The following is a 13,768-nucleotide window of genomic DNA, read 5'->3' on the forward strand; positions in this document are numbered from 1 at the left end:
CCAGCCAACCTCGGAAGGGCCGGGACTGAACGCTATGACTTCCACCCACGCCTTCTGGCTCGCCGGCCGCCAGGCCACCGGCGAGACCACCTTCGACGTCACCTCCCCGTGGGAAGGCCGGCTCGTCGGAAAGGTCAGTGTCCCGACCGAGGCGCAGGTCGAGGAGGCCGTGGCCGCCGCGTACGCCGTGCGCGACGAGTTCGCCGCCACCCCGGCCCACGTCCGCGCCGCCGCCCTCGACCACGTCTCGAAGCGGCTCGCGGAGCGCACCGAGGAGATAGCGCAGCTGATCTCCGCCGAGAACGGCAAGCCCATCAAGTGGGCCCGCGGCGAGGTCGGCCGTGCCGTCTCCGTGTTCCGCTTCGCCGCCGAGGAGGCCCGCCGCTTCAACGGCGGCGAGGCCCAGCGCCTCGACACCGACGCCGGCGGCCAGGGCCGTCTGGCGCTGACCCGCCGCTTCCCCAAGGGCGTCGTCCTCGGCATCGCGCCGTTCAACTTCCCGCTGAACCTGTGCGCCCACAAGGTCGCCCCGGCCATCGCCGCCGGCGCCCCCATCATCCTCAAGCCCGCCCCGGCCACCCCGCTGTCCGGCCTGATCATCGGCGAGCTGCTCGCCGAGACCGAGCTGCCCGCCGGCTCCTGGTCGATCCTTCCGGTCCCCAACGACCGCATGCCCGCCCTCGTCCAGGACGAGCGCCTGCCGGTCATCTCCTTCACCGGCTCCGAGAAGGTCGGCTACGCGATCATGGACTCGGTGCCGCGCAAGCACTGCACGCTGGAACTGGGCGGCAACGGCGCGGCCGTCGTGCTCGCCGACTACGCGAGCGACGAGGACCTGGACTGGGCCGCGAACCGCATCGCCACCTTCTCCAACTACCAGGGCGGCCAGTCCTGCATCTCCGTGCAGCGCGTGATCGCCGACGCCTCGGTGTACGACCGGCTGCTGCCGCGTATCGTCGCCGCCGTCGAGGCGCAGGTCACCGGCGACCCCTCCGACGGCGCGACCGATGTCGGCCCGCTGGTCAGCGAGGACGCCGCGAAGCGCGTGGAGTCCTGGGTCGACGAGGCGGTGGACGCGGGCGCCACGCTGCTCACCGGTGGCAAGCGGGACGGCGCCTCCTACGCGCCGACCGTCCTCACCGACGTCCCCGCCGATGTGACCATCTCCTGCGAGGAGGTCTTCGGGCCCGTCCTCACCGTGCAGAAGGTGGACGGGGAGGCCGAGGCGTTCGCCGCGGTCAACGACTCCAAGTACGGCCTCCAGGCGGGCGTGTTCACCCACGACCTCCAGGTCGCCTTCCGCGCCCACCGCGCCCTCGAGGTCGGCGGCGTGGTCATCGGCGACGTGCCGTCCTACCGCGCCGACCAGATGCCCTACGGCGGTGCCAAGCTCTCCGGTGTCGGACGCGAGGGCGTGAAGTTCGCGATGGAGGACTACACCTACGAGCGGGTGCTGGTCCTGACGGGCCTCGCCCTCTGAACCCACTCGCAGAACGACGGCCGGAGCCCGCTGTGCGGGGGCTCCGGCCGTCGGTGCGTCGGCCTGGTCCGGACCCTCAACCGGAGAAGCCGACGCGCGCGAGCCTCAGCGGGCCGCGCAGCCTGAGACGGACGTCGTGCACACCGGAGACGGTGAACGCGGCGTCCACGGTGGTGTAGTCGTACGGGCCGGTGGGGGCGGCGAGCGTGAGCACGGTCGGCGGATCGCCTCCGTCCACCAGGACCTCGAGGACCCCCTCGCCCGCGAGCTGCGCCGACACGCCCGTGACGCCGTCCCCGAAGTCGCAGCGGCGGAAGAGCAGTTCGCCTCTCTCGCCCTCCACCGGTGCCACGGAGTCCCCCGACACCTTCGTACGGTCGACGATCACCGTGCCCCGCTGCTCGTCGAAGTCGGCGGCCTGAAGGCCCCGTTCACGCACCGGGCGCGGCCCGGCCGGCTCACCGGGCGGCTCGACGGTCGTCCGCAGCCGGATGTCCTCGCTCGACGCGCCCACCAGGATCTCGTACGGGCCCGGCTCGATCCGCCACCGCCCGTGCGCCACGTCCCAGAACTCCAAGGCGCGCAACGGCACCTCGAAGGCCAGCTCCGCCGAGGCGCCGGGCGCCAGGTGCACGCGCCGGTGGGCGACCAGCTCACGGCGCGGACGCGGGACCGTCGGATCGACGGCCCGGGTGTACACCTGGGCGACCTCGTCGGCGGCCCGTGTGCTCGTGTTGGTCACCGTGAAGGAGACCGCCACCCGCCCGTCCTCCACCCGGGCGGCGAGGCCGCCGTAGGCGAAGGACGCGTACGACAGCCCGTGCCCGAACGGGAACAGCGGCGTTCCCTCGAAGTACAGATAGGTCTGACGGCTGCCGATCACGTCGTAGTCGAGCAGATCGGGCAGGTCCGCGTCGTCCGCGTACCAGGTCTGGGGCAGACGGCCCGCGGGGGAGACGTCGCCGGACAACACCCGGGCCAGCGCGGTGCCCGCGGCCTGGCCGCCGTGCGCGGTCCACATGACGGCCGGGAGATCCGCGGGGTCGAGCGCGTACGGGTACGCGGACACCAGCACCAGCGCTGTGCGCGGGTTCGCGGCGCGGGCCGCGCGCAGCAGGCGCTCCTGGTGATCGGGCAGACGCAGCGTCGTACGGTCCTCGGTCTCGCGGCCGTTCAGGTGCGGGTCGTTGCCCGCGAACACGAGCACCACGTCAGCACCCGCGGCCGCCCGGGTGACCGCGTCCTCGCCGCGTTCGACGACCTCCAGTTCGAAGACTTCCCGCTGGTCCTCGGCAACCTTCACGCCGTCGGCGGCGACCGACACGTACCCGCCCGTCCCGACATGCTTCAGGAGGTGGCCGCTGCCATGGGGTTCCAGGCGGAACGTCTCCTGGACGACCCAGCCGCCGGGCTGGTCCGCGGACGCGCGGACGTACCCGTCGTCGGCGACCGAGAGGTACCGCCCGTCGGGGGCGCGGAAGGTCAGCAGGTCCTCGCCCCATTCGATCAGCGCGAGTTCGCTGCCGTGCGCGTCGGCGGTGAGCGGCGGCAGGTCGGTGCGGCCCTGCAGCAGCGCCGGGTCCAGGGCGCCCTCGGCGCCGCGCACCTCGTCGTCGGCGTCGGCCACGGGCACCCGCAGATACGCACCGGTGGAGGTCTTCAGACGTACCCGGTCCACACCCTCCGCGAACTCCACACGATCGGCGCCGAAGCGTTCGTACAGGCCCTCCAGAGGCGTGGACCGGTGGATCAGTGTGCCGCTGTACCAGTCGAGCTTGCACTCGTCCGCGAGCAGCCCGACCGCCGCGACGCGCACGTCGTCGGCGAGCGGCAGCAGGCCGTCGTTCTTCAGCAGCACGACCGCCTGCTCGGCGGCCTCCTGGGCGAGCGCCCGATGGGCCGGGGTGTCGAAGTCCCGGGTCCCCGCGTGCGGGTCGAGGCGTGGGTCGAACTCGCCGAGCCGGAACCGCACCGAGAGCTGCCGGCGCACCGCCTGGTCGACCTCGTCCTCGCTGAGCAGCCCCTTCACCAGCGCGCCCCTGATCCGCGCGACGATGGTCGAGCTGTCCGTGCCATGGTCGGTGAAGCTGTCGACGCCGGCCTGGATCGCCGCGGCCGTCGCCTCCTCGTGCGTGTCGAAGTAGTGCTCGGAGTCGACCAGGTTGGACGGCGCGCTCGCGTCCGAGCAGACCAACAGCTCCTGGTCACTCCAGCGGCGCAGCTGCTCGCGCAGATACGGCGAGACATGGTTGGGGCGGCCGTTGACCAGGTTGTACGCGGGCATCACCCCGGCCACCGAGCCCGCCTGAACCGCCTCGCGGAACGCCCGCAGGTCGTACTCGTGCAGCACGCGCGGACGGACCGAGGAGGAGGTGGTGTCGCGGTTCGTCTCGTTGTTGTGGGCGAGCCAGTGCTTGAGGACCGGGGCGGTGCGCCAGTACGTCGGATGGTCGCCGCGCAAGCCCCGCGTGTACGCCGTCGCGATCGCCGAGGTCAGCTGCGGGTCCTCCGAGTAGCCCTCCTCGTTGCGGCCCCACAGCGGGTGGCGCAGCAGGTTGACCGTGGGCGACCAGACGTTGAGACCGACGCGCTCGTCGCGGGCGCGCATCGCGCGGGCCTCCTTGGAGACCGCCTCGCCGACCCGGCGCACCAGGTCCGCGTTCCATGTCGCGCCGAGCCCGACCGCCTGCGGGAACACCGTCGCCGGGCCCATCCACGCCACTCCGTGCAGCGCTTCCTGGCCGGTGCGGAACGCGGCGATGCCGAGGCGCTCGACGGCGGGCACGAACTGGTGCAGGAACGCGATCTTCTCATCGAGCGTCAGCCGCGCCACCAGGTCGTCGATGCGCTTCTCGAACGGCAGATGCGGATCACGGAAAGGGGGCGCGGGCGGCGTCTGTGCGGTCACGTGGTGATCCTTCGGAGGTCGAGCGGCAGGGCGCTTTCGAAGCGCTTCGATGCTCATTCGGCTTCAGGGCGGGTGTCAAGACACCCAGACGCAACAACTCCATTTCCTCACCGTGATTACAAGCCTTCCAACCCGTTCAACCGGTATCTCCGCGCCTGGGAGGAATCTTGGGAGCGACCCTTGTGCGCCCCCGGGTGTTCACTTAACCTCGCAGCAACATCGAAGCGCTTCGACTGCGGAGGGTCCGCTCAGCGTGCTCACCACTCCCTCCGCCGTCACCGCCGCTTCAGCTCAGCCAAGTTCCACTCGAGACACCGCAGCCGACGGCACTTCCGCCGGGTGTCCTGGTGCGCCACGAAGGGTTGACGCAATGACGCCGAACTCCGCTACCGCCTCTTCCGGACCCAGCCGGAGAAGCTTCCTCGCCTCCACGGCGGTCGCCACCGCAGCGGTGGCCGGTGGTGTGCCGCTGCTCGCCGCCTGTGGCGGTTCGGACAGCGGCTCGCGTGAGGGCACCACGTCGCGCAAGGCCGCGGACAGGATGCTCCCGACGTACGTCGCCAGCACGGTCGCCAAGCCGGACATTCCGTCGAAGAACGGGTCGGCCGCCGGTTTCACCAGCAAGACCGATCTCGCGTCCCTTGCCACGTCGGTCCCGGACAAGCTCGGCACCGGCGCCCCCTTCACGATCATGTCCCCGCTCTGGGGCACCCCGCCGAAGCCCGATTGCGCGTACTACAAGGCACTCGACGCGGCGGCGGGCACCAAGATCACCTGGCAGAACCAGGACGGCAACACCTACGGTGAGAAGCTCGGCGCCGTGCTCGCCTCCAGCTCCATACCCGACATGGTGGTCGTGCCCAGCTGGGAACTGGTCGGCAAGATCTCGAGCGCGGTCACCGCGAAGTTCATGGACCTCGGCCCCTACCTGGCCGGCGACAAGGTCAAGAAGTACCCGAACCTGGCCGCCATACCGTCCGACTCCTGGCGTATGAGCATCTTCGGCGGCGCGCTGCGCGGCATCCCGATGCCCGCCGCCTCCGTGCCCAACATCGTGCCCTTCTACCGCAAGGACGTCTTCGACAAGAAGGGCTACACCGTTCCCAAGTCGGCCGACGAGTTCTTCAGCTGGGCCAAGGAGGCCACCAGCGCCAAGGCCAAGGTGTGGGCCTGTGGTGACATGAGGTGGAGTGCGGCGAGCATCTTCGGTGTCCTGCCCGCCGGGCCGCTCGGCTGGAACATCGGGGCCGACGGCAAGCTGACGTACCGCATCGAGCACCCCGAGTACCTCGAACACCTGGAGTGGGTCCGCAAGCTGTTCGACGCGGGCGTGGTCCATCCCGACGACAAGGCGAACACGGGAGACGCCAGCCAGCGGTTCACCGCCGGGCAGGTCCTGGTCATCAACAGCGACATGTCCGGCTGGTACGGCATGACCGCCGAACAGGCCAAGTCCAACCCGGAGTTCCAGATCGACGGCATGGACTACTTCGGCGCCGGCGGCGGCAACCCGACGCTGTACGCCGCCCCGCCCGCCAGCATCTGGTCGATGATCCGCAAGGGCGCCTCGAAGGAGACGATCGAGAACGCGCTGGCCGCCGCCAACTTCGCGGCAGCACCCTACGGCACCAAGGAGCGGATGTTCGTCGACTACGGCGTCGAGGGCACCCACTACGCGGTCAAGAACGGTGTCCCGGTCAAGAACGACCTGGGTAACCAGGAGGTGAACAACGCCTGGGTGCTGCTGGCGGCCCCGGCTCCCTACCTCGCCCACCCCGACTTCCCCGAGATCGCCCGCAAGCAGGTCGAGTGGCAGCAGCGGCAGGGTGCCTTCGTGAAGAAGACGTCCACCTACGGCATGAACATCATCGAGCCGAGCCGCTATGCCAACCTCTCCAGCCAGTTCGAGCAGCTGGAGATCGACTACGTGCGCGGCAACAAGAAGCTGTCCGACGTGCAGCAGGCCATCTCCACCTGGAAGTCCTCCGGCGGCGACAAGCTGCGCGACTGGTACAAGCAGCTCCTCGACAAGAACGGCAGTGGCAACTGATGTCCCTCACGGCCGGGAGCAGGCCTGACGGGACACGTCCCCCCGCGGCCGTCGAGGAACCGACGGCCGCGGTCGCCGCAGCCACCGTGAAGAAGAGCGTGCCGCGTACGTCCCGCAAGGCGGGCAAGGTTCCCTTCCGGGTCCGGTGGCGCCGCGACCGCACACTCATCCTGATGACGCTGCCCGTCATCGTCCTGCTCCTGATCTTCAACTACGTCCCGCTGCTCGGCAACGTCGTCGCCTTCCAGGACTACGACCCGTACGCCTCCAGCAACGGCATCACGGCGATCTTCCACAGTCCCTGGGTCGGTGTGGAGCAGTTCTCGCGGATGTTCGGCGACCCGCTCTTCTGGAGCGCCGCGAAGAACACCATCGTGCTGTTCGTGCTGCAACTGGTGCTGTTCTTCCCGATCCCCATCGCCCTCGCGCTGGTCATCAACAGCGTGATCCGGCCCCGGGTGCGGGCCGTGGCGCAGGCGATCATGTACCTGCCGCACTTCTTCTCCTGGGTCCTCGTGGTCACCGTCTTCCAGCAGATCTTCGGCGGCGCGGGCATCATCGCCCAGACCCTGGAGAAGCACGGGTGGAGCGGCTTCGACCTGATGACCAACGCGAGCCTGTTCAAGTACCTGGTCACCGCGCAGGCCGTGTGGAAGGACGCCGGCTGGGGGATCATCGTCTTCCTCGCCGCGCTGGCCGCCGTCAGCACCGATCTGTACGAGGCCGCCGCCATGGACGGCGCGGGACGCTGGCGGCGCATGTGGCACGTGACGCTGCCCGCGCTGCGCCCGGTGATCGCGCTGCTGCTGGTCCTCCGGGTGGGCGACGCGCTGAGCGTCGGGTTCGAGCAGTTCCTGCTCCAGCGGTACGCGGTCGGTGCCGGGGCCAGCGAGGTCCTCGACACCTACGTGTGGAACGTCGGCATCCAGAACGGCGACTTCAGCTACGCGGCCGCGGTCGGCCTCGCCAAGGGAGTCATCGGAGTGTGTCTCGTCCTGGGCGCGAACAAGGTCGCGCATCTGCTCGGCGAGCAGGGGGTGTACAAGAAGTGAGCCTCAACACGACGCTCATCCGCAGCCTCAAGGCTCCCGCCCGCCCCGTGTGGGAGGAGCCGCCCAACAAGGTCGGACTCACCGCCAAGAGCGGATTCCTCCTCCTGTGCTGTCTGGGGGTCCTCGGTCCGCTGTGGATCGTGATCGTCACCAGCCTCTCGCCCAAACCGGTGATCGACCGGGTCGGCGGTCTGGTCGTGATCCCCCAGGGCATCACCTTCGTCAACTACTCGGAACTGCTCAGCGGCGGTCAGGTCAGCCGGGCGATCATGGTCTCGGTCGGCGTCACGCTCTTCGGCACGCTGTTCTCGATGACGGTGTCGGTCCTCGCGGCCTACGGTCTGTCCCGTCGGGGCACTCTGGGCCACCGGTTCTTCCTGATGACCATGATGGCGACCATGTTCTTCGGGGCCGGCCTCATCCCGACGTACCTTCTGGTGCAGTCGCTGGGCCTCACCGACACCTATCTGTCGCTGATCCTGCCGAGCGCGGTCAGTGTCTTCAACATCCTCGTCCTGCGGGCCTTCTTCATGGGGATCTCCCCCGAACTCACCGAGTCCGCCCGCATCGACGGGGCCGGTGACCTGCGCATCCTGCTGACCATCATCATGCCGCTGTCGCGGGCGGTGCTGGCCGTCATCTCGCTGTTCTACGCGGTCGGGTACTGGAGCGCCTGGTTCAACGCCTCCATCTACCTCACCGACCAGGAGATGATGCCGTTGCAGAACGTGCTCATCCAGCTGGTCCAGAAGAACACCGAGGCCCCCACCGGCCTCGGGCAGGCGGTCCGCACCGGTCAACTCTCCGCCCTCGGACTGCAGATGGCCGTCATGGTCCTCGCCCTGATCCCCGTCGCGGTCGCCTCCCCCTTCGTCCAGCGGCACTTCAAGAAGGGCATGCTCACCGGAGCCATCAAGGGCTGACGCCCGGCGCTCCTCGGTCTCGCCGTGGCCGACCTGTTCCTGCCCCGCGGTCGGCCAGGGCGCCTGCCAACGCGTCACCTCCCCCCTCCTCCGGGATCTCCCCGAGCGCACACAGCGAGGTAAGTCATGCACGCGTCCCACCCCCTGAGCAGACGTGCCGTCCTTGCCGGAACCACGGCCGCGCCTCGCCCTCGGCCGATACGGAGTGGCGGTGCTGCGCCCATGACCGGTGGAGTCATGCATGGAACCTGGGAGCCCCGTCCCGCCGCCCGCTGGGAGGACGCCTTCCTGAGCGGCAACGGCCGACATGGCGCCATGATGTCCGGTGATCCGAACGACGACCGGGTCATCGTCACGCACCACGCCCTCGTACGCCCCAACGGCAGCGAACGCGCACGGCCGCCCGAGCTGGCCTCCCGGCTCCCAGACCTCCAGGACCGGCTGCTCGCGGGCGAGACCGCCGCCGCCGAACACTTCACCGACGGGCGGGAGCTGCAGTGGGTGCAGCCGTTCCACCCGGCGTTCCAGACGCGGCTGCGGCGGCCCGCGGGGGAGGGAGGCGACTACCGGCGGTCGGTGGCCTTCACCACGGGCGTCACGACGGCCGGGTGCGCGGGCTGGAGCAGCCGGGTCTTCGTCTCGCGCGCGGACGACGTGATCGTGCAGTACGTGACCGCCCCCGGAGCGGTACTCGAGCTGTCCCTCGACCACCGGCTGCCCGGCGCCCCACGCGACCTGGCCGTCGGCCACGGCAGCGCTCTCACCGCCGAGGGCGCCCTCCTCACCCTGCGCGCCCGCTACCCGGGCAGCGACCGCGCCTACACCGGCGTGACGCTGGCCGTCGTCACCGGTGGCACGACCGCCCTCGCCCCGCAGGGCGTACGCATCACCGACGCCGAGTCGGTCCTGCTGCTGACCCGGGTGCACCGGCACACCGGCGAACTGGACGCCCTCGCGGAGGCACGGGCCCTGCGCGCCCTGCTGCCGTCCGAGGAACCCTTCGCCGGGCTCCTCGACCGCCATCTGGCGCTCCACCGCCCGGCCTACCTCCGCGCCACCCTCGATCTCGACGCGGACGCCGCCGAACGCGCCCTGCCCGGCAGCGAGCTCCTCCGGCGCCCCACGAGCGCCGCCCTGCTGGAGCGGCTCTTCGCCGCCGGCCGCTACCACCTGCTCAGCTCCAGCGGCATGCTCCCGCCCCGCCTGACCGGCCTGTGGACCGGCGACTGGAACACGGCGTGGTCCGGTGCGTTCACCACCGACGCCAACCTGAACCTGCAGACCGCCTCCGCGTCGGCCGGCGCCCTGCCCGAGGTCACAGAAGCCCACGCGGCGCTGATCCACGGCCAACTCGACCACTGGCGGGAGAACGCCCGCGCCGTCCACGGCGCCCGGGGTGTCGTCGCCCCCGCGCACACCGACGGGGAGTCCGGGTACGCCTACCACTTCAGCCGGGAGTACCCACTGCACCTGTGGACCGCGGGCGCCGACTGGCTGCTCAAGCCGCTCGTCGACCACGACGAGACCTACGGCCGGCGAGACCCCCGCACCGCCGCCGTCCTCGCTGAAGTCGCCGCGTTCTACGAGGACTTCCTCACCCGCACCGACGAGGAGGGACGACTCGTCGTCGTCCCCTCCTACTCGCCCGAGAACCGTCCGGCGAACGCGAGCTGGGGCACGATCAACGCCGCCATGGACCTCTCGGCGGCCCGCCACGCGCTGCTCACGGCCGCCGCCTACCACCCGAACCGGGCGGAGGACTGGCGTGTCCTCGCCGACCGCCTCCCGCCGCACCGCGTCAACGCCGACGGCGCCCTCGCCGAATGGGCCTGGCCGGGCCTGGAAGACACCTACGACCACCGTCATCTCAGCCACCTCTACGGCGTGTGGCCGCTCGACGAGATCAACCCCTATGACACGCCCGACCTCGCCGCGGCCGCCCACCGGGCGCTCGAACTGCGCGGCGCCGAGAACGACTCGGCGCACGGGCACCTGCACCACGCGCTCGTCGCCGCACGTCTGCGCGACGCGGACCGGGTCGCGCACGCCGTCGGTCAGGTACTGCAAGGCGACTACTTCCACGCCTCCCTGATGAGCGCCCACTACCCGCACCTCGACGTCTACAACGCCGACGCGGCCCACGCGCTCCCGGCCGTGCTCATCGAAGCGCTCGTCCAGTCGACGCCCGGCCGGCTGGTGCTGCTGCCCGCGCTGCCCGCCGCGTACCCCCGTGGCCGGCTCCTCGGCGTCCGCACCCGGTTCGGCGCCGAACTCGACCTCACCTGGAGCCCCGAGCGGACGACAGCCGTGCTGCGCCCCACCCGCAGCTGCCGCGTCGACCTCAGGACTTCCGCCGGCGCGACCCCGCTCCACCTCGTCGCCGGCGAAGACTGCGTCCTCACCACGGGGCCGCAGGACCAGCAGCAATTCCCCCCACCCATGGAAGGGACACCATGGCAATACGCACGCTGAACAGGCTGACCAAGGCGCTGATCGCCCCCGCGCTCGCGGTCGGCGCCACCGTCGGCATCGCCTCCGCCCCCGCCCAGGCCGCCGTGTGGAACTCCTGCGACCAGTGGGGCAGCACCACACTGAACGGCTACACGCTCTACAACGACATCTGGGGCTCCGGCGCCGGCAGCCAGTGCATCTGGGCCAACTCCGGCACCAACTGGGGGGTGTGGGCGAACCACCCCGACACCGGCGGCATCAAGTCCTACCCGAACGCCAAGAAGGTGATCAACAAGTCGATCACCTCGCTCTCCTCGCTGTCCAGCAGCTACAACGTCACGGTGCCGTCGTCCGGCGCGTACAACACGTCGTACGACATCTGGGACACCGGCTACAAGTACGAGATCATGCTCTGGGTCAACAAGACGGGAGCCGTCGGGCCGCTCGGCACCTCGCAGGGCAGCGTGACGCTGGGCGGTCACACCTGGGCCGTCTACAAGGGCAACAACGGCTCGAACGACGTCTTCTCGTTCGTCCGCACCTCCAACTCCAGCTCCGGCACCGTCGACATCCTGCCGATCCTCAAGTGGATCAAGGACACCAAGGGCTGGTTCGGCAACGTGACCATCGGGGACCTGCAGTTCGGCTTCGAGATCACGTCCTCGTCCGGCGGTCTGAACTTCACCACCAACAGCGAGAGCGTCAGCAGCAGCTGAGCCGGAGGAGCTCATGGTCGTGCGGCCGGCCCCCTGCGGGACCGGCCGCACGTTCGTCACCCGGGCCTCACTCCGCGATCGGCAGCTCGGCCCCGTCCCGCAGGAACAGCGGGATCCGGTCCAGCGGCGCGTCGACCGTGACGGACGCGCCGCCCTCGTACGTCTCGCCCGTCCACGCGTCCTTCCAGCGGGCACCCGCCGGCAGGTACGTCGTCCACGTCGTCGCGCCCGGCTCCAGCACCGGGGCGACCAGCAGGTCCGGCCCGAACAGGTAGGCGTCGGCCACCTGCCAGGCGCGCTCGTCCCCGGGGAACTCCAGGAACAGCGGCCGCATCACCGGCAGACCCTCCTCGTGGGCCTGTCGCATGACCTTCAGGACGTAGGGCTTCAGGCGCTCGCGCAGCCGCAGGTACCTCTCCAGGATCGCGCCGGCCTCCTCCCCGTACGACCAGACCTCGTTGGGCCCGCCGGTCATCTCGGGGCCCAGCGGCATGCCCGGGTCGCGGAAGCCGTGCAGGCGCATCAGCGGGGACAGCGCGCCGAACTGGAACCAGCGGACCATCACCTCGCGGTAGGCCTCGTCGTCCGGGTCGCCGCCGTGGAAGCCGCCGATGTCCGTGTTCCACCACGGGATGCCGGACAGCGCGGTGTTCAGGCCGGCCGCGATCTGGCGGCGCAGGGTCGCGAAGTCGGTGCCGATGTCGCCGGACCACAGGGCGGCGCCGTAGCGCTGACTGCCCGCCCACGCCGAGCGGTTGAGGGTGACGACATCGCTCTCACCGGCCGCGAGCATCCCCTCGTAGAACGTGCGGGCGTTCTCGGCCGGGTAGATGTTGCCGACCTCCAGGCCCGGTCCCGCCCAGTATCGCAGGTTCTCCTGGAAGCCGGGCTTCAGCTCCGGCTCGCAGGCGTCCAGCCAGAACGCCTTGATGCCGTACGGGTCGAGGTAGTTCTCCTTCACCCGTGACCACACGAACTCCCGGGCGTCCGGGTTCGTGGCGTCGTAGAAGGCGACCTGGACGGTGGAGGCGACCTCCTTGTCGGGCCAGTCGGCGTGCGCCATCGGGCCGTACTGGGTGCCGATGAAGTAGCCGCGCTGCTCCATCACCGGGTGGTTCTCGCTCAGCGGCGACACCGACGGCCACACGCTCACCACCAGCTTGATGCCGAGCTCGGCCAGCTCCCGCACCATCGCCGCCGGGTCGGGCCACTCCTTCGGGTCGAACTTCCACTCGCCCAGGTGCGTCCAGTGGAAGAAGTCGCACACGATCGCGTCGATCGGCAGGCCGCGCCGCTTGTACTCCCGGGCCACAGCGAGGAGTTCGTCCTGGGTGCGGTAGCGCAGCTTGCACTGCCAGAAGCCCGCCGCCCACTCCGGGAGCATCGGGGTGCGGCCGGTGACCGCGCTGTACGCGCGCTGCGCCTCGGCCGGGGCGCCCGCGGTGATCCAGTAGTCGATCTGGCGGGCCGAGTCGGCCACCCAGCGGGTGCCGTTGCCCGCCAGCTCCACACGGCCGATCGCCGGGTTGTTCCACAGCAGGGTGTAGCCGCGGCTGGAGGTCAGCACCGGGACGGAGACCTCGGCGTTGCGCTGGACCAGATCGACGACCAGCCCCTTCTGGTCCAGCCGCCCGTGCTGGTGCTGGCCCAGGCCGTACAGCCGCTCGTCGTCGTACGCGGCGAAACGCTGCTCCAGGCGGTGGTGGCCGTTGCCGACGGCCGTGTACAGGCGCGGGCCCGGCCACCAGAAGTGGGCGCGTTCCTCGGCCAGCAGCTCGCCGCCGTCCTCGGTGCGCAGGAAGCGGATCAGGCCCTCTGCGTCCACGTCGACCGTGAGCGCGCCGACCGTGAGCCGCCCGCGCCCCTCCTCGATCTTGACGGTGCTCCCGGCGGCCGGCGGCTCGTCGAGCAGGGCGCCCGGCAGTCCGTCGAGGACCGGACCGCCGAGCCGGGCCCGCACGCGCACGGCGTCCGGCCCCCACGGCTCGATGCGTACGGTCTCCTGACGGCCGCTCCACTCCAGCGCACCGTCCCGCTCACGGAAGGTGCCCACGGTGGGGGAGGACTGGGCGAGGCTGATTTTGGGCTGGTTTTCGGCAGGCTGATTCACGGTGGGGTGCTCCTGGAGGAGTGCAGACAGGAAGAGTGCCTGGAACTTCGGGCGCCGGGAACGGCAGGCGCCCGGGAG

General features: G+C 70.5%; 8 protein-coding genes. 6 read left to right on the forward strand and 2 right to left on the reverse strand.

Going from position 1 to position 13,768, the window contains the following annotated elements; genetic code table 11:
* Positions 1–34: 34 nt before the first annotated feature.
* Entirely contained in the window at positions 35–1,480 is a 1,446-nt protein-coding gene (locus tag ACZ7L1_RS19785) for an aldehyde dehydrogenase family protein (RefSeq protein ID WP_471438733.1), read from the forward strand.
* 76 nt (positions 1,481–1,556) lie between these two features.
* On the opposite strand, the gene ACZ7L1_RS19790 is transcribed toward ACZ7L1_RS19785, so the two are convergent.
* Positions 1,557–4,388: a glycoside hydrolase family 3 C-terminal domain-containing protein gene (locus ACZ7L1_RS19790; RefSeq protein WP_471438735.1), complete on the reverse strand. Its 2,832-nt coding sequence runs from the start codon at positions 4,386–4,388 to the stop codon at positions 1,557–1,559.
* Positions 4,389–4,758: 370 nt separating this feature from the next.
* On the opposite strand from ACZ7L1_RS19790, the gene ACZ7L1_RS19795 reads away from it, so the two are divergent.
* The 5 genes from ACZ7L1_RS19795 to ACZ7L1_RS19815 all read left to right on the forward strand — a co-directional run bounded on the left by ACZ7L1_RS19795 (position 4,759) and on the right by ACZ7L1_RS19815 (position 11,580).
* Positions 4,759–6,438: an extracellular solute-binding protein gene (locus ACZ7L1_RS19795; RefSeq protein ID WP_471438737.1), complete on the forward strand. Its 1,680-nt coding sequence runs from the start codon at positions 4,759–4,761 to the stop codon at positions 6,436–6,438.
* Positions 6,438–7,490 carry an ABC transporter permease gene (locus tag ACZ7L1_RS19800; RefSeq protein WP_471438739.1) on the forward strand — a complete coding sequence of 351 codons (1,053 nt, stop codon included), beginning with the start codon at positions 6,438–6,440 and terminating at the stop codon, positions 7,488–7,490. The genes ACZ7L1_RS19795 and ACZ7L1_RS19800 overlap by 1 nt, the downstream gene beginning before the upstream one ends.
* Positions 7,487–8,413, forward strand: coding sequence for a carbohydrate ABC transporter permease (locus tag ACZ7L1_RS19805; RefSeq protein WP_471438741.1), 927 nt, complete (start codon positions 7,487–7,489; stop codon positions 8,411–8,413). The genes ACZ7L1_RS19800 and ACZ7L1_RS19805 overlap by 4 nt, the downstream gene beginning before the upstream one ends.
* Positions 8,414–8,650: 237 nt before the next feature.
* Positions 8,651–10,885 (forward strand): glycosyl hydrolase family 95 catalytic domain-containing protein, encoded by a 2,235-nt coding sequence (locus ACZ7L1_RS19810; protein WP_471438743.1) that lies wholly within the window; start codon positions 8,651–8,653, stop codon positions 10,883–10,885.
* On the forward strand, positions 10,867–11,580 hold the full coding sequence (locus ACZ7L1_RS19815; protein ID WP_471438745.1) for a glycoside hydrolase family 12 protein: 714 nt from the start codon (positions 10,867–10,869) through the stop codon (positions 11,578–11,580). Before ACZ7L1_RS19810 ends, ACZ7L1_RS19815 begins: the two co-directional genes overlap by 19 nt.
* A 67-nt stretch (positions 11,581–11,647) precedes the next feature.
* On the opposite strand, the gene ACZ7L1_RS19820 is transcribed toward ACZ7L1_RS19815, so the two are convergent.
* Positions 11,648–13,690 (reverse strand): glycoside hydrolase family 31 protein, encoded by a 2,043-nt coding sequence (locus ACZ7L1_RS19820; protein WP_471438747.1) that lies wholly within the window; start codon positions 13,688–13,690, stop codon positions 11,648–11,650.
* Positions 13,691–13,768: the final 78 nt, after the last annotated feature.

This window comes from Streptomyces sp. NPDC107546 (assembly GCF_055639175.1).

Bases quoted from the DNA above. Each gene is read 5' to 3' on its own strand.
- ACZ7L1_RS19785 (WP_471438733.1), top strand. From the start codon at position 35: ATGACTTCCACCCACGCCTTCTGGCTCGCCGGCCGCCAGGCCACCGGC.
- ACZ7L1_RS19795 (WP_471438737.1), top strand. From the start codon at position 4,759: ATGACGCCGAACTCCGCTACCGCCTCTTCCGGACCCAGCCGGAGAAGC.
- ACZ7L1_RS19800 (WP_471438739.1), top strand. From the start codon at position 6,438: ATGTCCCTCACGGCCGGGAGCAGGCCTGACGGGACACGTCCCCCCGCG.
- ACZ7L1_RS19810 (WP_471438743.1), top strand. From the start codon at position 8,651: ATGCATGGAACCTGGGAGCCCCGTCCCGCCGCCCGCTGGGAGGACGCC.
- ACZ7L1_RS19815 (WP_471438745.1), top strand. From the start codon at position 10,867: ATGGCAATACGCACGCTGAACAGGCTGACCAAGGCGCTGATCGCCCCC.